The organism is Ruegeria sp. H6 (assembly GCF_056532975.1).
Window position 1 is genome coordinate 13,196 of the sequence record NZ_JBQFOA010000002.1, and the last position, 24,560, is coordinate 37,755.

26 protein-coding genes and 1 tRNA gene are annotated in these 24,560 nt (G+C 58.0%); 13 read left to right on the forward strand and 14 right to left on the reverse strand.

The annotated features are described in order from the left end of the window. Position 1: 1 nt before the first annotated feature. The 3 genes from ACR0AG_RS04715 to ACR0AG_RS04725 all read right to left on the reverse strand — a co-directional run bounded on the left by ACR0AG_RS04715 (position 2) and on the right by ACR0AG_RS04725 (position 2,841). On the reverse strand, positions 2-1,093 hold the full coding sequence (locus ACR0AG_RS04715; protein ID WP_480836913.1) for a hypothetical protein: 1,092 nt from the start codon (positions 1,091-1,093) through the stop codon (positions 2-4). Positions 1,094-1,313: 220 nt separating this feature from the next. After that, the gene (locus tag ACR0AG_RS04720; RefSeq protein WP_480836915.1) at positions 1,314-2,642 is read right to left on the reverse strand and encodes a tyrosine-type recombinase/integrase; all 1,329 of its coding nucleotides are present in this window, start codon (positions 2,640-2,642) and stop codon (positions 1,314-1,316) included. Between the two features lie 112 nt (positions 2,643-2,754). After that, positions 2,755-2,841: transfer RNA gene (locus tag ACR0AG_RS04725), tRNA-Leu, on the reverse strand. Between the two features lie 142 nt (positions 2,842-2,983). On the opposite strand from ACR0AG_RS04725, the gene ACR0AG_RS04730 reads away from it, so the two are divergent. Further along, entirely contained in the window at positions 2,984-3,643 is a 660-nt protein-coding gene (locus ACR0AG_RS04730; protein WP_480836917.1) for a DsbA family oxidoreductase, read from the forward strand. Positions 3,644-3,682: 39 nt separating this feature from the next. Continuing rightward, positions 3,683-4,336: a lipoyl(octanoyl) transferase LipB gene (lipB, locus tag ACR0AG_RS04735; RefSeq protein WP_480836919.1), complete on the forward strand. Its 654-nt coding sequence runs from the start codon at positions 3,683-3,685 to the stop codon at positions 4,334-4,336. 346 nt (positions 4,337-4,682) lie between these two features. Here the strand turns inward: lipB and ACR0AG_RS04740 are convergent, their stop codons facing one another. Then, entirely contained in the window at positions 4,683-5,105 is a 423-nt protein-coding gene (locus tag ACR0AG_RS04740) for an HIT family protein (protein ID WP_480836921.1), read from the reverse strand. A gap of 283 nt (positions 5,106-5,388) precedes the next feature. On the opposite strand from ACR0AG_RS04740, the gene ctaD reads away from it, so the two are divergent. From ctaD to ACR0AG_RS04755, 3 genes are all read left to right on the forward strand, one after another. Then, entirely contained in the window at positions 5,389-7,047 is a 1,659-nt protein-coding gene (gene ctaD, locus ACR0AG_RS04745; RefSeq protein WP_480836923.1) for a cytochrome c oxidase subunit I, read from the forward strand. 189 nt (positions 7,048-7,236) lie between these two features. Further along, on the forward strand, positions 7,237-7,836 hold the full coding sequence (locus ACR0AG_RS04750; RefSeq protein WP_480836925.1) for a DsbA family protein: 600 nt from the start codon (positions 7,237-7,239) through the stop codon (positions 7,834-7,836). 43 nt (positions 7,837-7,879) lie between these two features. Continuing rightward, positions 7,880-8,371: a DUF2244 domain-containing protein gene (locus tag ACR0AG_RS04755; protein ID WP_480836927.1), complete on the forward strand. Its 492-nt coding sequence runs from the start codon at positions 7,880-7,882 to the stop codon at positions 8,369-8,371. Positions 8,372-8,375: 4 nt separating this feature from the next. On the opposite strand, the gene ACR0AG_RS04760 is transcribed toward ACR0AG_RS04755, so the two are convergent. Then, positions 8,376-8,861 (reverse strand): GatB/YqeY domain-containing protein, encoded by a 486-nt coding sequence (locus ACR0AG_RS04760; protein ID WP_480836929.1) that lies wholly within the window; start codon positions 8,859-8,861, stop codon positions 8,376-8,378. Between the two features lie 184 nt (positions 8,862-9,045). Here ACR0AG_RS04760 and carA point away from each other — a divergent pair, with 184 nt between their 5' ends. Next, positions 9,046-10,212, forward strand: coding sequence for a glutamine-hydrolyzing carbamoyl-phosphate synthase small subunit (carA, locus tag ACR0AG_RS04765; protein WP_480836931.1), 1,167 nt, complete (start codon positions 9,046-9,048; stop codon positions 10,210-10,212). A gap of 80 nt (positions 10,213-10,292) precedes the next feature. Beyond that, the gene (locus tag ACR0AG_RS04770; protein ID WP_480836933.1) at positions 10,293-12,170 is read left to right on the forward strand and encodes a glycosyltransferase family 2 protein; all 1,878 of its coding nucleotides are present in this window, start codon (positions 10,293-10,295) and stop codon (positions 12,168-12,170) included. Between the two features lie 4 nt (positions 12,171-12,174). Here ACR0AG_RS04770 and ACR0AG_RS04775 read toward each other — a convergent pair whose 3' ends face one another. Further along, positions 12,175-12,825, reverse strand: a complete 651-nt coding sequence (locus ACR0AG_RS04775) for a GntR family transcriptional regulator (RefSeq protein WP_480836935.1) — start codon at positions 12,823-12,825, stop codon at positions 12,175-12,177. 101 nt (positions 12,826-12,926) lie between these two features. Here ACR0AG_RS04775 and ACR0AG_RS04780 point away from each other — a divergent pair, with 101 nt between their 5' ends. From ACR0AG_RS04780 to ACR0AG_RS04790, 3 genes are all read left to right on the forward strand, one after another. Continuing rightward, positions 12,927-13,571 carry a pyrimidine 5'-nucleotidase gene (locus ACR0AG_RS04780; protein ID WP_480836937.1) on the forward strand — a complete coding sequence of 215 codons (645 nt, stop codon included), beginning with the start codon at positions 12,927-12,929 and terminating at the stop codon, positions 13,569-13,571. Positions 13,572-13,654: 83 nt separating this feature from the next. Continuing rightward, positions 13,655-13,903: a hypothetical protein gene (locus ACR0AG_RS04785; protein ID WP_480836939.1), complete on the forward strand. Its 249-nt coding sequence runs from the start codon at positions 13,655-13,657 to the stop codon at positions 13,901-13,903. Positions 13,904-13,976: 73 nt separating this feature from the next. Continuing rightward, positions 13,977-15,173: a UbiH/UbiF family hydroxylase gene (locus tag ACR0AG_RS04790; protein WP_480836941.1), complete on the forward strand. Its 1,197-nt coding sequence runs from the start codon at positions 13,977-13,979 to the stop codon at positions 15,171-15,173. Positions 15,174-15,205: 32 nt separating this feature from the next. Here ACR0AG_RS04790 and ACR0AG_RS04795 read toward each other — a convergent pair whose 3' ends face one another. Then, positions 15,206-16,333, reverse strand: a complete 1,128-nt coding sequence (locus ACR0AG_RS04795) for an aminotransferase class V-fold PLP-dependent enzyme (RefSeq protein ID WP_480836943.1) — start codon at positions 16,331-16,333, stop codon at positions 15,206-15,208. Positions 16,334-16,566: 233 nt separating this feature from the next. Here ACR0AG_RS04795 and ACR0AG_RS04800 point away from each other — a divergent pair, with 233 nt between their 5' ends. After that, a complete protein-coding gene (locus tag ACR0AG_RS04800; RefSeq protein ID WP_480836945.1) occupies positions 16,567-17,268 on the forward strand; it encodes a GntR family transcriptional regulator in 702 nt (233 codons plus the stop codon). Positions 17,269-17,283: 15 nt separating this feature from the next. Here the strand turns inward: ACR0AG_RS04800 and ACR0AG_RS04805 are convergent, their stop codons facing one another. Both ACR0AG_RS04805 and ACR0AG_RS04810 read right to left on the reverse strand, forming a co-directional pair. Further along, a complete protein-coding gene (locus ACR0AG_RS04805; protein WP_480836947.1) occupies positions 17,284-17,742 on the reverse strand; it encodes an Lrp/AsnC family transcriptional regulator in 459 nt (152 codons plus the stop codon). After that, positions 17,739-18,194: an Lrp/AsnC family transcriptional regulator gene (locus ACR0AG_RS04810; protein WP_480836949.1), complete on the reverse strand. Its 456-nt coding sequence runs from the start codon at positions 18,192-18,194 to the stop codon at positions 17,739-17,741. Before ACR0AG_RS04810 ends, ACR0AG_RS04805 begins: the two co-directional genes overlap by 4 nt. A 132-nt stretch (positions 18,195-18,326) precedes the next feature. Between ACR0AG_RS04810 and ilvC the strand changes: the two genes are divergently transcribed. After that, on the forward strand, positions 18,327-19,349 hold the full coding sequence (gene ilvC, locus ACR0AG_RS04815; protein ID WP_480836951.1) for a ketol-acid reductoisomerase: 1,023 nt from the start codon (positions 18,327-18,329) through the stop codon (positions 19,347-19,349). A gap of 45 nt (positions 19,350-19,394) precedes the next feature. On the opposite strand, the gene ACR0AG_RS04820 is transcribed toward ilvC, so the two are convergent. Together ACR0AG_RS04820 and ACR0AG_RS04825 are read right to left on the reverse strand one after the other, a co-directional pair. Continuing rightward, a complete protein-coding gene (locus tag ACR0AG_RS04820) occupies positions 19,395-19,850 on the reverse strand; it encodes an SRPBCC domain-containing protein (RefSeq protein ID WP_480836953.1) in 456 nt (151 codons plus the stop codon). After that, entirely contained in the window at positions 19,847-20,158 is a 312-nt protein-coding gene (locus ACR0AG_RS04825; protein ID WP_480836955.1) for an ArsR/SmtB family transcription factor, read from the reverse strand. Before ACR0AG_RS04825 ends, ACR0AG_RS04820 begins: the two co-directional genes overlap by 4 nt. Positions 20,159-20,236: 78 nt before the next feature. Here ACR0AG_RS04825 and ACR0AG_RS04830 point away from each other — a divergent pair, with 78 nt between their 5' ends. Then, positions 20,237-21,136, forward strand: coding sequence for a DMT family transporter (locus ACR0AG_RS04830; protein ID WP_480836957.1), 900 nt, complete (start codon positions 20,237-20,239; stop codon positions 21,134-21,136). On the opposite strand, the gene glmM is transcribed toward ACR0AG_RS04830, so the two are convergent. From glmM to ACR0AG_RS04845, 3 genes are read right to left on the reverse strand one after another with little or no spacing between them, the layout of a single operon-like run. Further along, positions 21,133-22,476, reverse strand: coding sequence for a phosphoglucosamine mutase (gene glmM / locus ACR0AG_RS04835; RefSeq protein WP_480836959.1), 1,344 nt, complete (start codon positions 22,474-22,476; stop codon positions 21,133-21,135). The genes ACR0AG_RS04830 and glmM overlap by 4 nt on opposite strands. Positions 22,477-22,509: 33 nt before the next feature. Further along, positions 22,510-23,508: a dihydropteroate synthase gene (gene folP / locus ACR0AG_RS04840; RefSeq protein WP_480836961.1), complete on the reverse strand. Its 999-nt coding sequence runs from the start codon at positions 23,506-23,508 to the stop codon at positions 22,510-22,512. Then, a complete protein-coding gene (locus ACR0AG_RS04845) occupies positions 23,505-24,425 on the reverse strand; it encodes a dihydroneopterin aldolase (RefSeq protein ID WP_480836963.1) in 921 nt (306 codons plus the stop codon). Before ACR0AG_RS04845 ends, folP begins: the two co-directional genes overlap by 4 nt. Between the last annotated feature and the right edge of the window lie 135 nt (positions 24,426-24,560).

Below are 24,560 nucleotides of genomic sequence, written 5' to 3' on the forward strand. Positions count from 1 at the left end.
CCTATTCCTCTTCATTGTCAGGCTTGTGGGGGATTTCCAGAATTGGTGCATCTGAGGCTTTTGGGAATACTAACTGCTTCTGAATGTGCCTTAAGTTGTCACGTGTTTCGGACTGCTGCGCTTCTTTTTCTGGTTCGTCAGCAGTTTCCGAAAGCGGCGGCGGGGCAATCCGCAATTCCACGGTCATTCCGCGCTCAACTTTCGAAAGAAGAGCCCTCAGTGCCCAGTCAAGTTGTCCCTCCAACTCGCCTTTGCGTTCCGCAGGCGCTTCACCTTCGTCCAAAAGCTCCTTAACTTTCTCATCAACTTTCTTGTCAATTTCTTCCTTAATCTTGCTCCCAAAGAAACCTTCAATCTCGTCTTCGCTAAACGCCTGTGATTTTGCAGTTGTTGCGCGTAGGTGCCTGATAGTCTCAACTCCGACCCAAACAGTCAGAGCCCATTGCACTACCGAACCAATCTTGACGGCAACAATCTCTACCATCGACAAAAAGATTAGGGGGTCTGATGTAGAAATCTCTCCGACTTTTGCAGGTTCGTACTTGCCTACAGAAGCTTCAGAAAAGAAACGGAGCATGCGCTTTATTTCAGATAGTTCATCAATAAGGCCGTCTAGATCGTTGTCAAAAATCTTTCGAGGTATCTGGAACCCAAGCTCCGCCGTGCCTTCTTCGACTTCCGAATAACCTATCTTGAAGAAGTCAAAGCCACGCGTGATGTTGGAAAAGTTGTCAAATACACTTTCTCGCTGATTGTACAAATCTTGAGCATACTGGTGGACCACGTTTGGCGACATTGGGTTGTCTGATATTTTTTGTGTGATGTCTTCCACTAGACTTGGAGAGAATTCCTCTTCACCGAGTTCAAGCACGTGATCAAATTCACGCGGTGTAAACTCTTCGGAGAACCAATCCATAGCCTTCGAGAAATCGTCCAGTCTCTTCGCCAATTCGCTTTGATGTTCAGGGTTTTGTGGTTGATTGACAATGTTTCCGAGAGCGCTGTTCAAGTGCTGCAAGGCTTTTTGAGTACCGATTTCTTCTTCTGCCTTAAGAATTTTTTCAATCAATTCCTTTAGACGGCCTGTATTCATACCCGCACTCCGCAATAACTAGCTTCAATTTTTTAGCTATCCCATCCAGATACAACACTGGTTAAAAGTGAAATAGACTTTTACGGCATAACCCTTATCCATCTTACGCACCTGTTCAAGTGCCGAGAGCAACACCATGGGGATTACCACGAAAGGTTGCGGTCACCTCTTAAACGACGGGCATCAAATTGCGCGATTGGAAGCCTGCCTCAAGTTTCCCTCAAAGCCCAGCCTTCACGCCCCACCTAGCGAACTCTCTAAGCCGCGCCTCACGCCCACCATAAGTATTCTCAGCGACAGACTGTGCTGAGTGGCCTAGATAACCGTGACGTACCTCAACAGGTGCCCCTGCATCCCTCAGCTTATCGCTTGCCCTATGGCGTAGCCCGTGGACCTTCATGCGCTTGTCATCGGTGTTCTTTCTCACCGCTTTCATCAGCGCCGCAGAGGCCGCCGTAGGGCCTCCGTCACGACCATAAGAAGGGAACAATGGTTCACTACCCTTACGCCCCTCAACGCGCGCCCTGAGGGACTCCCTGAGTCTGTCTGAAGCTATGGGAACGTGTCTTTCACTGTTGCTGTTTTTAATGCCGTTGATTTCGTTGGGAGTGATAAGAATGGACGGAGTTTCCGCTGTCAGGTCGACATCGCTAATACGCAGACCACAGGCTTCACCTAGGCGCATTCCGGTACCTTTCAGCACCCGCCACAGGTCGGGCAAATCAACACTGCGACCACCTTCAAGCGTCTCCTGTACGGCGTCGACAATCGTGTCAGGCAGGGGGACGTTCTTGTCCAGCGAACTTACCTGCTCCTGAGGCCATGGAAGACCTTCAAAGGGGTTACGCTCACAAGATGTTATCTCCAACTCCGTAACGGCATGGTTATAGGCCGCAGAGACGATGATCACTTCGCGCTGGCACGATTTGAGAGCCAGAGGTTTCCCGTTGGACTTCTTCGTATCGAGCAGGAACCGCATAAAGGACTTAGCCTGTGCGCGGCTGATGTCTTCTATAAAGATTTGGTCGAGTGGCTTACCGAAGGCAGCGGACAACCGATTGAATGTGCGGTCGATGCGGACCATTTCTTTCCGTTCGTCAAGGATGCCTTTGTCCTGCGCATAGACGTGACGCATATCGGCCACCGACGGGCGGGGTGCCTTGGCCTCTGGGTTCAGGACGGCCGCCACAACTTCGGGTGCCTCTCCACGGGCAGCCAGACTGTGCCCCACCACCCCACGTGTCCAGCTATCGTCGGGGTCCAACCCCTGAACTCCCGCCATGTAATGTTCTGCAAGGCGCTGGGCGTCGATGAACTTCTGAGTGGCTGACCTAGTGTCCACTTCTGGGTGTTGCCTGAGGGTGTCCTCAACGATGGCGTCAAAATTTCTCAGGTGAAATTGGTACTCGCGCTGAAAAGCTGCCCCATCACGAGCCTTTATATGCTTCTGGTAAGCGTCCTCACCACGAATTTCACGCACTCTCTTGGGCCACCTTCTGCGAAAGCGCCATTGAGTTTCGCTGATTGCGTCGACGTAACTGATCTTCATTCTAAGGGCCATTGTGTGCTGTCCGTGTGTGTTGTTTGCGTTATGCGACACACTCGGAAGATGCTGAATGCCCTTGTTTATAAAGCCAAAAACTAACTGATCAAGCTAGTTCTGGTGCGGTCGAGAAGACTCGAACTTCCACGGGTGTTACCCCACAGCGACCTCAACGCTGCGCGTCTACCAATTCCGCCACGACCGCACTGTGCATGACTTGGTAAAGGCGCGTATAGACGCAGTCACGCGGGATGTGAAGAGGCAAAAACAAAGGTGAATTGATTTCCTGCGCCGCCTGCTTATCTAGGGCTCGAAATCAAGTCATGCGCAAAAGCCGGGACCCAGAAATGACAGCTTCAGACAACCGCCCCATCATCCAGATCGACGTTGTATCGGATGTGGTCTGCCCTTGGTGTATCGTCGGTTTTCGACAGCTTGACCTGGCTTTGCAGCAGGAAAACGTTCTGGCGCAGCTCAGGTGGCACCCGTTTGAGCTGAACCCCAATATGGGCCCCGAGGGGCAAAACCTGCGTGAACATATCGCCGAAAAATACGGATCGACAGCTGAGCAGAGCCAGCAGGCGCGTGATCGGTTGACCTCGCTCGGTGCTGAACTGGGGTTTACCTTCAATTTCAACGATGAGAGCCGCATCTTTAATACGTTTGCAGCGCATCAACTGCTGGATTGGGCCGAAAGCCAGGGGCGGCAGCATCCGTTGAAGCTGGCCTTGTTCGAGGCGTATTTTACGCGGCAGATGGATGTCTCGGACGTTGAGGTTCTGATGGCCTGTGTTGAGGCTGCTGGCCTTGATAGGGATGCGGCAAGGGTCGCGCTCGAATCTGGTGCGCATGTGGCTGCGGTTCGAGAAAAACAGCAGTTCTGGGCCGGGCACGGGATCTCAGGCGTGCCGTCGATGGTCTTTGGCGGGAAATACCTGCTGACCGGGGCACAAGGCACCGAAACCTATGCGCAGGTTCTTCAGCGCTGTCTGGCCGAGGCCGCCTGACCTCTTCCCCCCGGCCTGCACGCGGGGTATGGACGCGCCATGGAATGGAAAACTTCAGATGGGCTGATCGCATATGACGACGCCGTTGCCTTCATGGAGGCACGTGTGGCGTCGATTGCAGCTGGCGAGGCGGATGAATGTATCTGGCTGCTTGAGCATCCCCCGCTTTACACCGCTGGTACGTCGGCAAAGATCGAGGACCTGACTGATCCAAATCGCTTTCCGGTTTTTGAGAGCAAGCGCGGCGGGCAGTACACCTATCACGGGCCAGGTCAGCGGGTCGTCTATGTCATGCTGGACGTGGGCAAACGCGGCCACGATGTGCGTCGCTTTGTGAAACAGCTGGAGAACTGGGTGATTGCTGCCCTGGACGAGTTCAACGTCAAAGGAGAGATCAGGGACGGACGCGTCGGTGTCTGGGTGCAACGCGGGGACAAACCGCTGACGATCTCTGGCCAGCCGGCCGAGGACAAGATTGCAGCAATTGGCATACGGCTGCGGAAATGGGTCAGTTTCCACGGCATATCGATCAACGTCGAGCCGGATCTGGATCATTTCTCGGGCATCGTCCCCTGCGGTATTCAGGAACACGGGGTGACATCCCTGGTCGACCTCGGGCTGCCGGTTACGATGGACGATGTGGACGTCGCGCTTAGAAAGACGTTCGAATCAAGCTTTTCGGCACACAGCTGACACAAGCACTTTGCCGATGCTTGCACGAATCGGAATATTTGCCAAAAGACGACAACAATCCGCCGAGAACTACGTCTCTGTTTCTTACAGCTGCTGAGATTTCCCTAGCGTTAACTTAAATTGCAATAAAATTCAGGGTTTCTTTAGGTTGCCCCAATACAAAGCCGTCGTAACCACATAGTATAGAGTTGCCGTTCATGAGTGAGTGGTGTGTTAACCGGTGATCTCGGGCTATGCCCGGAAAAACCGAGTAAGTGCTTGGTTACGAGTCTGCCGTTCCGACCCCATATCGGAACGGCAATTCTCGTTCGAAGGGCTGTGTATCAAATACCGCCCGGCAGTGGCATCAGTTGCTTATCGCAGCTCTGATCAGATCGGCGTGCTGCGCAATCTGATCGAAATCCCCCATCTGACCCGGCGCACGCAGCGAAACGCCCTCGTGGCGTGGCAAGATGTGAAAATGCAGGTGAAAGACCTCCTGCCCGCCTGCGGCCTCGTTGAACTGCTGAATGGTCACGCCATCCGCGTCGAAAGCGTCCTTCACCGCCTGCGCCAGTTTCTGCACAGTTCCGATCACCGCCGACAATTGCGCGGGTGTTGCGTCCAGGAGATTACGGCATGGTGTCTTGGGAACGACCAGAACGTGACCGTCAGAGCGCGGCATGATGTCCATCAACGCCACCGTTTCATCGTCTTCGTACACCCGGTTGGACGGGATTTCATTGCGCAGGATCTTGGCAAAGACGTTGTCGGGGTCATAAGCAGGCATCGTTGGTCTCCGGTATTTGGCCACGCCCAAACTTGTGCGTTTCAATGCCCCGATGGTCAAGGCGCGAAGTGATTCACCCACCGCAAGGCTTGAAACCCGGCAATCAATGCCCAGCTCAATCCAACGGGTTCAAAGCGTGCAGCATCCCTGCCCGCGACAATTATTCTTGATCCATATCAAACTCGACCATTGAAGGTCGCCCCCTCACAATCTAAAACCACCGTGAAACCCGCGCGTTGGAGAGGTCCGACTGCGCGGTTCAGTTGCAACAGGAGGCACCTAAATGGCAGACGCAGCCATTCATGGTCACGAACATGAAGACGAGCGCAGCTTTTTCCAGCGCTGGTTCATGTCGACCAACCACAAGGACATCGGGATTCTCTACCTGATCGTCTCGGCTTTGGCCGGGTTCATCTCGGTGGCGATGACCGTTTACATGCGGCTCGAACTCATGCACCCCGGTGTGCAGTACATGTGCCTCGAAGGCTTCATGGCTGATCCATGTACCCCGAACGGGCACCTGTGGAACGTGATGATCACCTACCACGGTGTTCTGATGATGTTCTTCGTGGTTATTCCGGCCCTCTTCGGCGGATTTGGCAACTATTTCATGCCGTTGCAGATCGGCGCGCCGGATATGGCGTTCCCGCGGATGAACAACCTGTCCTTCTGGCTGTATGTCGCCGGTACGTCGCTGGGCGTCGCCTCGCTGCTCAGTCCCGGTGGCAATGATCAGCTCGGCTCGGGCGTGGGCTGGGTTCTGTATCCGCCGCTGTCGACGACCGAAGCGGGCATGTCCATGGACCTTGCGATCTTCGCCGTGCACGTATCGGGCGCCTCCTCGATCCTCGGCGCGATCAACATGATCACCACCTTCCTGAACATGCGTGCCCCCGGCATGACCCTGTTCAAGGTGCCGCTGTTCAGCTGGTCGATCTTCGTCACGTCGTGGCTGATTCTCTTGTCGCTGCCCGTTCTGGCCGGCGCGATCACCATGCTGCTGATGGACCGCAACTTTGGCTTTACCTTCTTTGACCCGGCCGGTGGCGGTGACCCGATCCTGTATCAGCACATCCTGTGGTTCTTTGGACACCCCGAGGTGTACATCGTGATCCTGCCCGGTTTCGGCATCATCAGCCACGTCATTGCGACCTTCGCACGCAAGCCGATCTTCGGTTACCTGCCGATGGTCTGGGCGATTATCGCAATCGGTGTTCTGGGCTTCGTCGTTTGGGCGCACCACATGTACACCGTTGGCATGTCGCTGCGTCAGCAGGCCTATTTCATGCTGGCCACGATGGTCATCGCGGTTCCGACGGGCGTTAAGGTCTTCTCGTGGATTGCGACCATGTGGGGCGGATCCATCGAGTTCAAGACGCCCATGCTGTTCGCCTTCGGCTTCCTGTTCCTGTTCACCGTTGGCGGTGTGACCGGCGTTGTGCTGTCGCAGGCCGGTGTAGACCGCGCCTATCACGACACCTACTACGTGGTTGCGCACTTCCACTATGTGATGTCGCTTGGGGCGGTCTTCGCGATCTTTGCGGGTGTATACTTCTACTTCAGCAAGATGACGGGCCGTCAGTATTCTGAGTTCTGGGGTAAGGTTCACTTCTGGCTGTTCTTCATCGGCGCCAACCTGACCTTCTTCCCGCAGCACTTCCTAGGCCGTCAGGGCATGCCGCGCCGTTACATCGACTATCCCGAAGCGTTCGCGCAGTGGAACTTTGTATCGTCGATTGGTGCGTTCATCTCTTTCGCTTCGTTCCTGCTGTTCTTCGGCATCGTGATCTACGCCCTGCTGCGCGGCGCGAAAGAAACACGTCCGAACCCGTGGAATGAATACGCCGATACGCTGGAATGGACCCTGCCGTCGCCGCCGCCCGAGCACACGTTCGAGCAGCTGCCAAAGCAGGAGGATTGGGACAAGGGCCACGCGCACTAACCCCGATCCAGACAATCAAACCAAAGCCCCGCCTTGCGCGGGGCTTTGTGTTTTTGGGGCCGGTGACCCCAACCTTTTGCAGCGTTTGGTGATGCCAGCGGTCCAAGCCGTGCAGCCTGGGCTGCAGTCGTCAAATCACCCGTTTTGCTGTATCATGCTGATCCTGCCCGTTGAAAAAGGAGCGCTGCGATGCCCGAAATCGACTTTTGGTTTTCGATCGGAAGCACTTACAGCTTTCTCACGATCTCACGGCTGGACGAATGGTGCGCCGACAACAACGCAACGGTAAACTGGCGCCCGTTCAATGTGCGCACGGTCATGGCACAGCAGCAAAACATCCCCTTCGCAGGAAAGCCTGTGAAATCGGCGTATATGTGGCGCGATATCGAAAGGCGCGCCGCCAAATACCACCTGCACGCCAAGCTGCCGGCCCCTTATCCGGTTTCGGATCTGCCGCTTGCAAATCAGGTCGCGCTGCTCGGGTTGACCGAGGATTGGGGCAAGGCCTTTGTCCAAGCGCTCTATCGTGTCTGGTTCGAAGACGGGATCGAAGCCGGAAGCGAGAGCGCCCTGTCCGAGGCCCTGCATCGCTGCCAGCAAGACCCGCGCCTGATATTGTCCCGGGCGCGCAGCCCCGACACCGTCGGGGCGCTTGAGACCGAAACGCAAAGAGCGATGGCTTTGGGCGTATTCGGCGCACCAAGCTTTGTGGTCAACGGCGAGGTGTTCTGGGGCGACGACCGCCTTGACGACGCTTTGTCCTGGGCTCGGGTCGGTCATGTGGTCTGAATTCCCGCTTCGACTTCGGTGCGGGCTGCGCTAAATTCGCCTTATGCCCTATCGCTGGAATCACTCCTCTGACTCGGTACAGGAATTGCGGCTTTGGCCGCACAATTCCCTTCCACCCCGTGGCGCGATGGGTGTGATCCTGGCCGTCTTCCTGTTTGGCCTCATCCCGCTTTTTGCCGTGTTGGGATCCGTCCTGTTGTGGGGCTTGCTGCCCTTCATGCTGGTGACGGTTCTGGGCCTCTGGCTGGCGTTCGAGATGAACTACCGCGCGCGTAGCATCAGCGAAGTCCTGACCCTGTCGGGCACACAGGCGCGGCTGGTGCATCATGATCCGCGCAGAGGCGATCAGGAATGGTCCTGCAACAGATATTGGGCGCGCCCTGAAATCCACGCGCGCGGGGGGCCGGTTCCGAACTACGTGACCCTTTCAGGCGAAGGACGGCAGGTCGAGATTGGTGCGTTCCTTTCAGAAGAGGAACGCATCGCCTTGTTTGATGATCTCAGCAGAAAACTGCGCGAGCCCGCAGACCGCTAGGCGATCAGCACCCGTTGCTGGAGCTTGCGCACAGATGGTCTTTTACCATCGGTCCGACCTTGCCGAAATCCATTTGGCCGGTATAGCGCGTCTTCAACTCACCCATGACCTTGCCCATGTCGCGGATTGACCCAGCGCCTGTGGTGGTAATGGCGGTCTGGATGGCTTGGCTGACCTCGTCCTCGTCCAACTGCTTGGGCAAGAATTCTTCGATCACTTCGACCTCGCGCAACTCACGTTCCGCCAGGTCAAGGCGCCCGCCCTCTTCATAGGCGCGCGCGCTTTCCTTGCGCTGCTTGGTCATTTTACCAAGAATTTCAAGAACATCCGAGTCGCCGCAGCCTTTGGCCTCTTCGTTCCCGGTGCCCCGCGTTGCAATGTCACGATCCTTGATCGCCGCATTGATCAGACGCAGAGTCGACAGGCGCTCGGCCTGTTTGTCTTTCATCGCTTGCTTCAGGGCGGCATTCACCCGTGATCGCATATCCATTTGGTCTGTCCATCCCCATGGCAAAAGGAACCCCGACCATATCGAAACAAAAAGCGCGACACAACAGGGTGTGACTATGGTTAAGTCATTGATTTCATTACATAGCAGAAAAATTGAACACACTTGACCCTGCGCCTTATCCCCCTTAGGTATGCGCCCGTTTACCTTGCAGGAGAGTCGCGTCATGGCCCAGAACGCCCCGTCCAAGCCCACCGCATGTTTGGCACTGGCTGATGGAACGCTGTTCTATGGAATTGGCTTTGGTGCGACCGGTCAAACCGTGGCCGAGCTGTGTTTCAACACCGCGATGACCGGGTATCAGGAAATCATGACCGATCCCTCTTATGCCGGACAGGTGGTGACCTTTACATTCCCGCATGTCGGCAACGTGGGCGTGAACCCCGAAGATGACGAGACGGCCGATCCGGTGGCCTCGGGCATGGTGGTCAAGTGGGACCCGACCGAACCATCCAACTGGCGCGCAGCCGAAGACCTCAAGGTGTGGTTGTCGCGGCGTGGACGCATCGCAATCGGGGGCGTCGATACAAGGCGCCTGACCCGCGCCATTCGCCAACAAGGCGCGCCGCATGTCGCGCTGGCCCACGATCCCGAGGGGAATTTCGACATCGAAGCGCTTGTCGCAGCCGCGCGCGGGTTCGCCGGGTTGGAGGGCATGGATCTGGCCAAAGACGTAACCTGCGCCCAAAGCTATCGCTGGGACGAAATGCGGTGGGCCTGGCCGGATGGCTATCAGCGTCAGGAGGCCCCGGTGCACAAGGTTGTCGCGCTGGACTATGGCGCCAAACGGAACATCCTGCGGTGCCTCGCCTCTGCCGGATGTGATGTCACCGTTCTGCCCGCCACGGCGACAGCGGCCGAAGTGCTGGCACACAATCCTGATGGAGTGTTCCTTTCCAACGGCCCGGGTGATCCGGCGGCCACTGGCGAATACGCGGTACCGATGATCAAAGAGGTGTTGGAAAAGACCGACCTGCCTGTGTTCGGTATTTGCCTTGGCCACCAGATGCTGGCGCTGGCTTTGGGCGGTGAGACCGTCAAGATGAACCACGGGCACCACGGCGCCAACCACCCGGTCAAGGATCTGGAGACCGGCAAGGTCGAGATCACCTCGATGAACCACGGATTTGCGGTCGATGCGCAGACCCTACCCGATGGCGTGGTCGAGACGCACCGGTCCCTGTTTGATGGATCGAACTGCGGTATCCGCATGGCTGATCGCCCCGTCTATTCGGTGCAGTACCACCCCGAGGCCTCGCCCGGACCGCAGGACAGTTTCTATCTGTTCGAACGTTTCGCTGCCGCCATGGCCGCGCAAAAAGCACAGGCCTAAACCGCGATATACCTTGGTTAACTGCCTGTTAACCTCGTTTAAGCAAACCTTCCCTCTGGTACAGGTGGCAAGGTTTGCGCATGGTCGAATTGAATCTTCAACGTCTCGCTTCGGCCAGACCCGTTCCGGGCCCGCAAGATCGTAAGCCTGTCGGCCTTGTCCTGCTGGACCGTGGCATCATTACCTCGGCCCAACTGGCCCGCGCCCTGCGTCTGCAAGCTGACCAAAATGCGCCCTTGGGCGAAATTTTGGTTGGTGAAGGGTGGGCAAGCAGCCAGGACGTTCTGATGGCCTTGTCGGAACAAAGCGGCTGGCAGGTCGCCGATTTCGAAGCCACTCCGCCGACGCGCGACATATGTTCGATCAGGCCGGTGTCGTTCTGGTTGGAGCACAATGTCATTCCCTGGCTCAGGATGGGACCGCTGTTGCTGGTGGCGACGGCCAAGCCGGATAGCTTTGACCAGATTGCCGACGGTCTGAACGACACCGGACTGACCATCGTTCCGGTTCTGGCCGGGCCAGAGCAGATTGATGAGGCCATCGCGGCCACATATGGCCTGCCTTTGGCGCGACATGCTGAAACAAGGGTCGACGCGGATCAAAGCTGCCGCACCTGGTCTGGCCGCACGCACATGAGGCCGGTTGCACTGGCGCTGGCGCTGGCTGCCGTTCTGATCGCGGCCCCGGCCATGGGTCTTGCCCTTCTGTTCTGGGCCGCGATTGCGACCCTGATCCTGTTCCTCAGCCTGCGGATGCTGGGGCTTGTCATGCACGTGTTTCGGCAAAACGATCCGACCGTGACCAAGCCCCCCGCGCTTGCGCGACTGCCGCGTATCTCGATCATGGTGCCGCTGTACAAAGAACGTGAGATTGCCGATGTCCTGATCACGCGCCTGCAGCGTCTGACCTATCCTAAAGCCCTGTTGGACGTGGTTCTGGTCTTGGAAGAGCAAGACGACGTGACCCGCGACGCACTGGAATCTGTCGCATTGCCCAGTTGGATCAGGTCCGTTGTGGTACCCAAGCTGGGAAACCTGACCACAAAGCCACGTGCGATGAATTATGCGCTGGATTTCTGCCGCGGTGAGATCATCGGTGTCTGGGATGCCGAGGATGCGCCCGTTCCCGACCAGCTTGAAACCGTCGCGCTGCATTTTGCGCAGGCCGACGAAAAGGTGGTCTGCTTGCAAGGGGCACTGGACTACTACAACCCGCGTACCAATTGGCGGTCGCGCTGCTTTACCATCGAATACAATGGCTGGTTCCGGGTGGTTTTGCCGGGGATCGCACGGCTGGGGCTGGTTGTTCCACTGGGGGGCACCACTTTCTTCTTTCGCCGCGACAAGCTGTTGGAACTGGGCGGTTGGGATGCCCATAACGTGACCGAAGACGCGGATCTGGGTGTCCGCCTCAGCCGGGCCGGCTACCGCACGGAAATCGTGAACACCACCACCTATGAAGAGGCAAACTTTCGCGCCTGGCCCTGGGTCCGGCAGCGTTCACGCTGGCTCAAAGGGTTTATGGTCACCTACCTTGTGCACATGCGCGCGCCCGGTCGATTGCTGGCCGATCTTGGCCTCAAGAGGTTTCTGGGCGTTCAGGCCTTCTTTCTGGGCACGCTGGGCCAGTTCCTGCTGGCCCCGATCCTGTGGGTCTTCTGGTTGTCCGCTTTGGGTCTTGCCCATCCCTTTCAACAGGTCGCATCCCCGGATGTTCTGACCAGTTTCGTCTATTTGTTTGTGGCAGCCGAAGGTATCAGCATTCTGGTCGGCATGTTCGGCGTGGCCGCAGGCAACAAACGACATTTGATCCCCTGGGTGCCGACCATGGCGCTCTACTACCCGCTGGGTGTATTGGCCGCCTACAAGGCGTTATGGGAGCTCGTGGTCGATCCGTTCTATTGGGACAAGACGCAGCACGGCCATGCGGAAGAGGAACCCGAGCCGGAACCAGAGTAGCCTTTCAGCTTTTTTCCCGTTCGTCAGCGTCCTGCTTCAGCCGCGTCATGAACGCCACCGAGATATGCTGTCGCAACGCTTCGGATGCGGCGTCTTCATCACGTGCGGCAATGGCTGCGACTATGGCCTTGTGTTCGCTCTGCGCGATCTCTCCGCGCCCTTCAACCGCCAGTGAAGTTGTTGCCATCAGGGCCATGGTGCGGTGCACAAGGTTCAACTGCTGCACCAGATAACGGTTGTGCGAGGCCAAATGGATTTGCTCGTGAAAGCGGCGGTTGGCACGAGACAAGGCCGGGGGATCGCCCACCAGCGCGTCATCATTGGTGACCATTTCCTGCAGTACCCTGATCTCTTCTTCGGTGGCGTGGCGCGCGGCAAGGCTGGCGGCCAACCCCTCCAACTCGCGCCGCACGACATAGAGCTCGGCCATCTGGTTGTGATCCAACGAGGCGACGATCAACGACCGCCCGTCGCGCTCCAGCAGGGATTGCGTCTCAAGCCGTTGCAGCGCCTCGCGGATCGGTGTGCGCGATACACCGAAACGTTCGGCCAACTCGCTTTCGACCAAACGGTCCCCAGGTCTATAGACCCCGACATCGATCGCTTCGAGGATCAGGCTGTAGGCATCCTTGTTGGATTGTTTGGATTGGGGCATCTGGTCACATTTCTCCTGGTTCGGACCTGTCTATCCGTCCCGATGCCATTCAATCAAGTAGATGCATTGAAAACCGCCGTCCGGCGGCCTAAACCGATGCCATGGTAAAACCCGCATTCGCACATGTCTCACAATGGGTGTTCGACCTGGACAACACCCTTTATCCGCCGCATATGCGCCTGTTCGACCAGATCGAGGTGCTGATGACCGATTACGTGGTTCAGGCCATAGGCGTGGATCGCCCTGAGGCCGACAGGCTGCGTTCGCACTACTGGCGGCAATATGGCACGACGCTGGCGGGTCTGATGGCCGAACATGATCTGGACCCTGCCCCTTATCTGCACGCAGTGCACCAGGTGGACATGAGCCATATGGAGCCCGATGCGGATCTGGCCGCCCATATTCGCGATCTGCCCGGACGCCGGATCGTTTATACCAACGGATCGGCCCCCTATGCCGAGCGGGTTCTGGCCGCCCGCGGGCTGGATGGGCTGTTCGATGCGATCTATGGTGTTGAGCATGCAGGGTATCGCCCAAAACCCCAGCGCGCGGCTTTTGAGGCGATCTTTGCCCAGGATGGAATCGACGCGTCAAAGGCGGCCATGTTCGAAGATGATCCGCGCAACCTGGCTGCACCGCACGAGATGGGCATGCGCACGGTTCACGTCGCCCCCGACCCGCACAAGGCCGACCATATCCACTATCATACTGATGATTTGACAGCCTTTTTATCCCGTCTGGTCTGACCTGCGCCCATGCGACGATCTGCACATTTTGCAGGTGCAGCAACGCTCCTATATCCGCAGTAGCGAACAGATAGGAGACCCCGATGACCGCCATTGACGCGCCCCGCCGGCTGCCCCTTTGGCAGCGCCTGATTTTTGCAATCCCCCTGTTTGGATGGCTCGCCCGCGATGCGGCCAACGGCACGGAAGAGGATTGGGGCTATTCCGCTGCGGCCATCGTCAGCATGTGGGGATGTTCCGTCATGCTGTTCGGTCTGCCCGGCCTTTATCTGCCTGCGCTGGCATTGGTGCCGGTGATGTTCCTGATCCTCATCCTGATTTCGCGCGGGTGAAAACGGGAAAGGTTGCCACATGGCGCTTGCCTGGGTTCAGCATTAAGGTCTTCCCAGAACGGAGACCTGGGCCATGACTGAAACCTGTGACATCCTCATTTCCGGCGGCGGCATCGCCGGGCTGTCTGCGGCGGCGGCCTTTGGCGCCGCGGGGTTTGATGTGATCTGCGTTGACCCCAGGCCCCCGGTTGTGGATCGGGATAAGGATGGATCAGACCTGCGGACCACGGCGTTTCTGCAGCCCGCTAAGCAGCTGCTGGATCAATGCGGGCTTTGGCAGCGGCTGGACCCCTATGCCGCGCCGCTTCAGATCATGCGAATTGTCGACGCCGGTGGTGACCAGCCCGAACCGCGCGTTATCCGCGATTTCAATGCAGCCGACATTTCCGATCAGCCCTTTGGCTGGAACCTGCCCAATTGGCTGTTGCGCAGGGAAATGGTCGCCCGTCTCGAAGAAATGCCGAATGTCGAATTCCGGCCGGGAACAGGCGCGACCGGTCTGTTCACCCGCTTGACCGAAGCCAAAGTCAGCCTGAGCGACGGAAAACGCATCCGCTGTAAGCTGGTTGTGGCGGCGGATGGACGGTCCTCACCCATGCGCGAAGCGGCAGGGATCGGCGTGCGAACAACCCGGTACGGGCAAAAGGCCCTGGCCTTTGCGGTGACGCACCCCGAGCTGCACAACAACGTTTCGACGGAAATCCATCGCTCGGGCGGGCCCTTTACACTGGTGCCCCTGCCCGATTGGCAAGGGCAGCCCTCATCCGCCATTGTCTGGATGGAACGCGGTCCGCGGGTGCAAGAATTGTTGCACATGGACCCCGGCGCGTTCGAAGCCGCGATGACGGAACGGTCCTGTGCGTTGTTTGGGCCGCTTAAGCTTGCCTCGCGCAGGACAGTCTGGCCGATTATCAGCCAAACCGCAGACCGGATGTCTGGCGAACGCGTGGCCCTGATGGCCGAGGCGGCCCATGTCATGCCCCCTATCGGTGCACAAGGGTTGAACACCTCTCTGGGCGATTTGAACTGTCTGCTCGATCTGGCACAATCTCGCCCCGAAGGATTGGGGGACGCGCAAATGACCGAGGCTTATCACAAGGCCCGCCACACCGAGGTTGAGCTGCGCGCCAGGGGAATCGATCTGCTCAACCGGGCGTCAATGATCGAGGCACGCCCCTTGCGCGATGCACGGGCGATGGGGCTGAGTGCGCTTTATTCGCTACCGCCCATCCGCAAGACACTGATGCAGATGGGTCTGGGTGTGCGCTGAACCGGAGGGCGGGTTTCAGCCCGCCATACAGGTCACAAAACCTGATCCAGCACGCGTTTCAACCGCGCGAGTGTCGCGTCCACATCATACAGCTTATCGAGGCCAAACAGACCAAGCCGGAATGTGCTGAACCCCTCGGGCTCGTCACATTGCAACGGAACACCGGCAGCAATCTGAGTGCCCAGAGCCGCGAATTTCTTGCCGTTCTGCACCTCCGGGTCCGAGGTATAGCTGACAACGACACCCGGTGCCCCGAACCCATCGGCAGCGACCGAGACGACACCTTTGTCCTTCAACATCGCCCGAACGCCATCGCCCAAGGCCCATTGCGCGTCGCGCAGCTTTTGGAACCCATAATCACGCGTCTCGATCATAGTATCGCGGAACGCCAGCAGCGAATCCGTGGGCATCGTTGCGTGATATGCGTGCCCGCCGTTTTCATAAGCCTGCATGATCTGCCGCCACTTCCCAAGGTCGATCGCAAAGCTGTCCGAGGTTGTCTGCTCCAGCCGCGCTTCGGCGCGCTCAGACAACATCACCAGACCCGCGCATGGCGTCGCACTCCACCCTTTCTGCGGGGCCGAGATCAAGACATCCACGCCGGTTGCCTTCATGTCGATCCACGCGCACCCGGATGCGATGCAATCCAGCACCATCAGCGCGCCAACTTCATGCGCGGCTGCGGCCATGGCTGTGATATAGGCGTCCGGCAAGATCACTCCGGCCGAAGTCTCGACATGCGGCGCGAACACGATATTCGGGCGCTGATCGCGAATGGTTGCTACGACCTCATCGATTGGGGCGGGCGCAAAGGGTGACGGGTCCGAATTCCCGGTTTGCCGCGCCTTGAGCACCGTGGCCGACGCGGTCAGCCCGCCTGTTTCAAAAATCTGGCTCCATCGGTACGAAAACCATCCGTTGCGCACCACCAGCACATCCGCATCGCGTGCAAACTGACGTGCCACAGCCTCCATCCCGAAAGTCCCACCACCGGGTATGACCGCAACGCCGTCTGCATTGTAAACTTCGCGCAGCAGATCCGAGATGTCTCGCATCACCTTCTGAAACCGCGCGGACATGTGGTTCAACGACCGATCTGTGAAGACGACCGAAAACTCTTCGAACCCATCTGGGTCCACATGATCCAACAATGCAGGCATAGTTCGTCCTTTCCAGTTGCTTGATGTGTTTCTGCACGCAGAAATCACGCGGGTAAAGCCTCATTTCACACCGCAAAGTTGACCCAAGGGAAAGCGCAACCTTCGGTTTCATTTTGACATTTTACATGCAACAAAGGGAAGAAATGACGCCAACCAGTGTCACCATCTCTTTACACCCTGACGTGTTTCTGACCAGATACATACACTTTGTGCAAGAAAGGATATTTTAGCTCGTGACTGCTCAGAAGCGGACCAGTTTTCAAGTTGTTAGAGACGAAGTTAAGAGACGGATTGAAGCAAGGATCTGGCCGCAGGGCTCACTTCTTCCGACCGAAACACAGCTAGCAGAGGAGTTTGAGTGCGCCCGCGCCACAGTGAACCGAGCCTTGCGGGAACTGGCCGAGCAAGGCTTTGTCGAACGCAAACGCAAAAGCGGAACCCGCGTCAAAAAAGAACCACAGCGGCAAGCCAAGCTTGAGATATCGCTGGCCCGGCAAGCGGTTGAAAAACAAAACTCTTCGTACCGATATGCGTTGGTTGAACGGAACGTTGTCTACAGTCCCGGCTGGCTGACCTCACAATTGAACGTCGAACCGGACGCCCGTGTTTTGCACGTTATTTGCATGCACTACGCCGACAACCGACCCTTCCAACTGGAAGAACGCTGGATCAATATCGAAGCCGTTCCCGAAGTGGAACATGCAGATCTGAACACATCCGGCCCGCATGAATGGCTGCTGAATGCCGCACCCTTTTCCGAAGCTGAGATCGCCTTTAGCGCGGTGTCCGCTGACGGGCGTCTTGCGGAGTTCATGGGCACCACAACCGGCGCATCGATGATCCAGCTTGAGCGGACGACGTGGAAGGATGGCCAACCCATGACCTTTGCCCGGATGACCCACCACCCGGGATACCTGATCCGTTCAAAGTACTGAGGTGCAAATCAGGGTCTAACCGATCGGTCCCGGCAGACGCTCTTCGCTCAGCAGAACATTGGCTTCAACATCGCCTGCACCCGGTAACGTCATGATACGACGTCGCAAAACACGCTCAAAATCCGACAGGTCACGAGCGACAACCCTGAGTCGATAGTCATATAGCCCAAGCACATGTTCAACGGTCTGAACCTCGGGAATACCGCTGACGGCGCGTTCGAAATCCTCAAGACTGACCTGACCCTTGCGCGCCAGCTTGACCCCAAGAAACACCGTCACTCCAAAACCCAGCGCTTCGGCATTCAGACGCAATCGCCGCCCTTTGATCACGCCGCCGTCTTCCAATCTGCGTATCCTTCGCCAGGTCGCAGGTTGCGAAAACCCAAAACGGCGCCCCAGCGCGCCTGCGCTTTGGGTGGCATCCAATGAAAGCGCCCGCAGGATTTTGCGGTCTGTCTCATCCAACTCGATCATACCGGCAGAACCTCATCCCGCTTGACCCGGGCGATATGCATCAGAGCCTCGATATCCGCGATATGCGGCAAGGTCAGGATGCGGTCACGGTACACTTGCTGATAATGCGCCATATCCCGCGCCAGAACCGATAGGCGCACATCCACCCGACCAAGAAAGGTCTGAATTTCGATCACCTCGGGCACTTCGCGCGCCGCGGCCATGAACTCATCAAATGCGCGCGCCTGAGTCTTGTCCAAGGTGATCCGCAGCGACACTTCGACCGCGAAACCCAAAGCCGCCCAATCGATCACAGCCTCCTGCCCCTCGATCACGCCGGACGCCTGCATCTTTTCGATCCTGCGCCAGCATACGCCCTGACTGATACGGCAGCGCTCGGCCAACTCGGCGGTGGTCAGGCTGGGCTCGGCCTGAAAATGGCGCAGAATGCGCCTGTCGATGTCATCTAGCATGAATTTCTCGATTTTGATCAGTATCGCGAATTATTCTTCATCTTTTTCTTAAATACTCAATCGAAACCCTATCGCCAATACCCCACGCCCCGGATAAAAAGCGCTTCAATCGAAACTGAAAGGACCGACATCATGCGCGTCTATTACGATCGCGATTGCGATATTAACCTGATCAAGGACAAAAAAGTTGCCATTCTGGGTTACGGCAGCCAGGGCCATGCCCATGCGCTGAACCTGCGCGACTCGGGCGCAAAGAACCTTGTCGTCGCTCTGCGCGAAGGCTCGGCCTCGGCCAAGAAAGCCGAAGCGGAAGGCCTGCAGGTCATGGGCATCGCCGAAGCGGCGGCCTGGTGCGACCTGATCATGTTCACCATGCCCGACGAATTGCAGGCCGAAACCTACAAGAAATACGTGCATGACAACATCAAGCCGGGCGCGGCCATCGCATTTGCCCACGGTCTGAACGTACATTTCGGCCTGATCGAGCCGAAAGAGGGCGTCGACGTCATCATGATGGCCCCCAAAGGCCCCGGCCACACCGTACGCGGCGAATACACCAAAGGCGGTGGCGTGCCCTGTCTGGTCGCCGTCGACAAGGACGAAACCGGCAAAGCGCTGGAAATCGGACTGTCCTATTGCTCGGCCATCGGTGGCGGCCGTTCGGGCATCATCGAAACCAACTTCCGCGAGGAATGCGAAACCGACCTGTTCGGTGAACAGGCCGTTCTGTGCGGCGGTCTGGTCGAGTTGATCCGCTGCGGCTTTGAAACACTGGTCGAAGCCGGCTATGCGCCTGAAATGGCCTATTTCGAGTGTCTGCACGAAGTGAAACTGATCGTTGACCTGATCTATGAAGGCGGCATCGCCAACATGGATTACTCGATCTCGAACACCGCCGAATACGGCCAGTACGTCACCGGTCCACGCATCCTGAAATACGACGAGACCAAAGCGCGTATGAAAGAGGTCCTCAGCGACATTCAACAGGGCAAGTTCGTCCGCGACTTCATGCTGGAAAACGCCGTTGGCCAGCCGACCATCAAAGCGTCGCGCCGCGCCAATGACGAGCATATGATCGAGGAAACCGGTGCGAAACTGCGCGCCATGATGCCCTGGATCTCGGCCGGTAAGATGGTCGACAAGGAAAAGAACTAAATCCTGTTCAATTCTGCAAAAGGGCGGCCCAAGTGGCCGCCCTTTTCAATTCCCAAAGGCTAAGGCGAAGCAATCGCACAGCACATGATCCCATCCGCTGTCATAGCCGCCCCGTTTTTCAGGTGCCTCATCAGCCCAGACTTCCCATCCCGAATGGGTCAGCGTGACCAGCGTGCGCCCTACCCCGCTGTCTTCGAACGTGACCTCAACCCGAGTGGGTTTGTCCCTGTTCGTGCCCGGATGCCAGGTAAAGGCCAATAGGTGCGGCGGATCAAAGACCAGGACCTCGCCCCAGTCCGCACGACCTCCATCCCAGGTCGTCTCATAGATTGCGCCGCCGACATTGGGTTCAATCGTGACACCCAGCGCGCGCTTGCCATCGGCTGCTGACACCGCGTGACCGTCCAACGGCCACCATTTCGCGATCCGGTTGACGAAAACGTCAAATGCGGTTGGTGTTGTTGCATTGACCTGCACGGTTTTGACAATGGGATCGGTCATGAGGGTTTGCCTTTCTGATCAATTTCAGCTGCAAAGCTATCCAGCACAGTGCCCCAATACCGGTCCAGCCAGGTGCGCAGGCCTGCCAGACCTTCGGGGCGGGCCGCGTAAATTCTGCGTGTTCCCTGCGCACGACAGGTCACCAGTCCTGCATCGGACAGAACCTTGAGATGCTGGGAAACCGCTGGTCGGCTGACGGGCAGAATCGCCGCAATCTCGCCCACTGCACGGGGTTTGGCAGCCAGGGTTTCGAATACCTGCCGGCGGGTCGAGTCGCTTAAAGCTGCAAAAGCCATATTGTAAGTCATTACTTACCGTAAGTGATTACTTACATATTGTCAATTTCGTCACGTGACACGAGCAAGTTCGCCAGTTAAGGGGATGGAATGATTGCACAACCTACAAAACAAGACTGGTCCGGGGTCTTTACACTGGGCCTGATCTGGGGCGGGACCTTCATGGTCGTGGCCATGGCGCTTGAAGGGTACGGCCCGGTCACAGTCGCAACGTCACGCACAACCCTGGGGGCGGTCACCCTGCTTTTGCTGATGCGTGTCACGGGACGCCGGATGCCGGTCTTGACCCCTGCGCTGATGACCTCAATCTTGCTGATCGGCGTGCTGTCTACAGCTGTTCCGTTCCTGCTGCTCAGTTGGGGGCAGCAATATGTACCATCGGCCTTTGCCGGTCTTTCGATGGCCGCGATTCCGTTGATGGTGCTGCCGCTTGCGCATTTCTTCTCGGATGAGCCGCTGAACCTGCGCCGTCTGGTCGGGGTCTGTCTGGGATTTACTGGCGCGCTGGTCCTGATCGGCCCGGGATTGGCGCAGTTGGGTCAAGGGACCGAGCCGTTGGCTCAACTGGCCTGTGTCACCGCCGCCTTGTGCTATGCGTGCTCGTCCATTCTGACCCGCCGATGCCCGCCGATTGATCCGGTCGCCCTCGCGGCCCTAACCCTGCTGGTCGGGGCCACAATTTTGCTGCCAATCATGTTTGTAACCGAAGGTGTTCCAACCTGGCAAAGCGCGCGACCCACGCTGGCGCTGATTGTTCTAGGTCTTGTGCCAACCGCTTTCGCCAACCTGTTGCGCGTGACGATCACCCGTAGCGCAGGATCGGTTTTTCTGACACTCGTCAATTACCAGGTCCCGATCTGGTCGATGGTCTTTGGTGCCTGGATCCTGTCCGAGGCGCTGCCCTTTCGGTTCTACGTGGCGCTTACCCTGATCCTGACCGGCATGGCGATCAGCCAGTGGTTCAGCCTCAGGAAAATGCTGCGGCTTTAGCCGGTCGCCGCTTCAACCTCGGACACGATGCTGTCGACAACCTGAGAAAGCAGGTCGTCATTCTCGCATTCCGCCATGACACGGATCAAAGGCTCTGTCCCTGACTTTCGGATCAGCAAGCGGCCTTTGCCGTTCAGGCGCTGCTCTGCATCCGCGATTGCGGCTTTGACGGCATCGACCTCCAACGGCAATTGGCCCGCCTGATAGCGCACGTTCCTAAGCAGTTGCGGCACCGTTTCGAACTGACGCGCCAGGTCGGACGCTTTTTGCCCGGACAGAACCATCTCGGCCAGGAAATGCAGGCCCGCCATCAGGCCGTCGCCCGTGGTTGCATAGTCGCTCATGACGATGTGGCCGGACTGTTCGCCGCCCAGGTTGAACCCGCCATCGCGCATCCGCTCGACCACATAGCGGTCGCCAACGGCCGTTCTTTCCAACCGCAGCCCCTGCCCGATCAGGTGCCGTTCCAGCCCGAGGTTTGACATCACAGTCGCAACCAGCGCGTCACCCTTCAGTTGCTCTGAGCGTGCCCACGACGTCGCCAGCAGGGCCATCAGCTGATCACCATCGGCCACCTGCCCTTTTTCATCGACGATCACCACACGGTCAGCATCTCCATCTAGGCAAATGCCGACATCCGCGCCATGCGCCACAACCATTTCCGACGCTACGCGCGGTTGGGTCGACCCGCAGTCAAGGTTGATGTTCTTACCGTTTGGCGCTGTTCCAACCGGGATCACCTCGGCACCGAGCTCCCACAAGACCTCAGGCGCGGTGCGGTGAGCCGCACCATTGGCGCAGTCGATGACCACCTTCAGACCATCCAGCCGCAGATCGCGCGGCAACGAGGATTTGACCCGCTCCCCATAGCGGAACCTTGCATCATCAACCCGACGCGCGCGGCCAATATTCTGGGCTTGCGCGGGGCTCACCCCTTCTTCGATCAGGCGTTCAATCTCGATCTCGGCCTGATCCGACAGCTTGTAGCCATCTGGGCCAAAGAACTTGATGCCATTGTCCTCAGCCGGGTTGTGACTGGCCGAGATCATCACACCAAGATCCGCGCGCATGGACCGGGTCATCAACCCGACAGCGGGCGTTGGAACCGGGCCCAGCAACAGAACGTTCATCCCGGTCGAGGTCAGCCCCGCAGTCAACGCGTTTTCCAGCATGTAGCCGGACAGCCGCGTGTCCTTTCCGATGACGACCCGGTGCGCGCTGGAGGCGTCCCGGCGGAAATACCGCCCAACAGCGGCCCCCATGCGCAACGCCATTTCGGCGGTCATCGGATAGGTGTTTGCAGTGCCCCGCACCCCATCAGTTCCGAACAACTTACGCATGGGTGATACTCCTGAACTCTTCTTTCGACCGGATTACCGGACAGCGGCCCACAGACGCAAGGCCTGAGCGGTTTCGGCCACGTCATGAACCCGCACAATCTGCACCCCTTGCGACAACCCGGACAAGGCCACAGCGATCGATCCCGGCGCGCGGGCATCCTTGCGCGGTTCGCGGCCGATCTCGCCAATCGTGCCCTTACGGGACACACCCAGCAGAAGCGGGCAGCCCAAACCGTGGAACAGGCTTATGCGCCGCAACAGGCTGAGATTGTGCTGTGTCGTCTTGCCGAACCCGATGCCGGGGTCTGCGATGATCTGATCGCGCTGAAGGCCCGACCCCACAAGATACGCGATCTGAGCTTCGAGAAAGTCATAAACATCCAGCAATACATCCTCGTATTTTGGATCCTCTTGCATCGTCGTCGGATCGCCCTGCATATGCATGATGCAGACAGGGGCCTTGATCTCGGCGCAAAATGGCGCAAGCGCTGGATCGAAGGTAAAGCCGGACACATCGTTGATCAGCCCTGCCCCGGCCTGATAGGCCGCCCTGGCAACCTTGGCTTTGCGCGTGTCAACCGAGATCAAGGCATCCATGTTCTCACGGATCGCCTGGATCAAAGGGCGTGTGCGGGCGATTTCCTCATCTTCCGGCACCAACGCGGCGCCTGGCCGGGTAGATTCGCCCCCGACATCAAGAATGGACGCACCGTGCGCAACCATGTCATGCGCAGCGGCCAGCGCCGTTTCGATCGAGTTATGGCGACCGCCATCGGAAAAACTGTCTGGCGTTGCGTTCAGGATGCCCATGATTTGAGGGGCCAACATGTCCAAACCCGCGATTGCCGCGCGTGGGCGTGTCAGACGGCCAAGAACAGGGGCGGGAATATCCTTCACCGGCACGATTTCTGCGGGACGGTTCCGCTCCAACCGCTCAGCCTGCGTAAACCAGAGCGGTTGCCCTGCCAGAGTCACCGCATCGGCAGGACGCACATCTCCGTGTTGAACAAAAGGTCTGTAATAGACCGTCACAGCTGCGACTGCCCGACCGGTACAGACCGCAGGGGCGTTTTGGGGGACGCCGGCAGATCGCCACCGATCACCAGCATCTCACTGGCTTCAAAGGTCGCAGCAAACCACGCCGCCAGAGCCACCGCATCCGATGGCGCCGCAGATGGCCCGTCTACCGCATCCAATACGATCTTGGACGGGGCCCAGACACTGATCTGGCCGTTTTTCATCGCCCAATCCAGCTCTGTACGCGTTGACACCACGACACAGCGATTGTCGCGAGCTGCCAGAACCCACGCGTTTTGCTCAATCGCCAACAGATCAATGCGCCGCTGAGTCATCGCATGCCCGGTTTGCGAAACGACCAGCTCGGCCGCCCCAACGCATAGGATCAGCGGCCTCTGGCGGTTTTTCAACTGATCGATCCAGCCTTGCAAATTCTCGGATGCGATGGCTTCGTTCGACAGAAAAACCAACCGGGGATGAGGACGCTCTTCCTCAGTCACATCAAGGTGGACGGCATCCTTGCCACGGACAATTTCCACCCCCAGCGCGCCCGGTCCCCGATCCAGTTTTTCTATTCTGACAAATACTCTTACAGCCTGAGGTTCAAGTAGAATACGCTCGGCCACACGTTCAGCCAATGTCTCAAGCAGGTTCAAACGCTCAGCCGCCAGTTCAAAGGCGATGGCTTCGGTGACGCGGTCATAAGACAGGATGCGGTCGACGTCGTCGTCGATTGGATTGCTGAGGGGCCGCACCTCAACCACGATGTTAAAGCAGATACGCTGCGTCGTGCCCCGCTCGGCCTGAAAAGCACCGATCTCGACCTCAACGATATGATCACGCAACGAAATGCGATCCAATGGCCCGCGTGTTGCGGTGGCCTCGGATCGCTCGGACGGATGCGCGAAAGCAAGACGGATTTCGGAACTCATGGGGCGGGCCCTTCGACATCATTCAATGTACGCATAAGATACGCGCATTGACGGGCTATAACACTGCCACAAACGCCATTCCACCCACGGATTGCGGCGTCGGCTTTGGTGTTCGGCTTTGGGAAACCCGCTGCG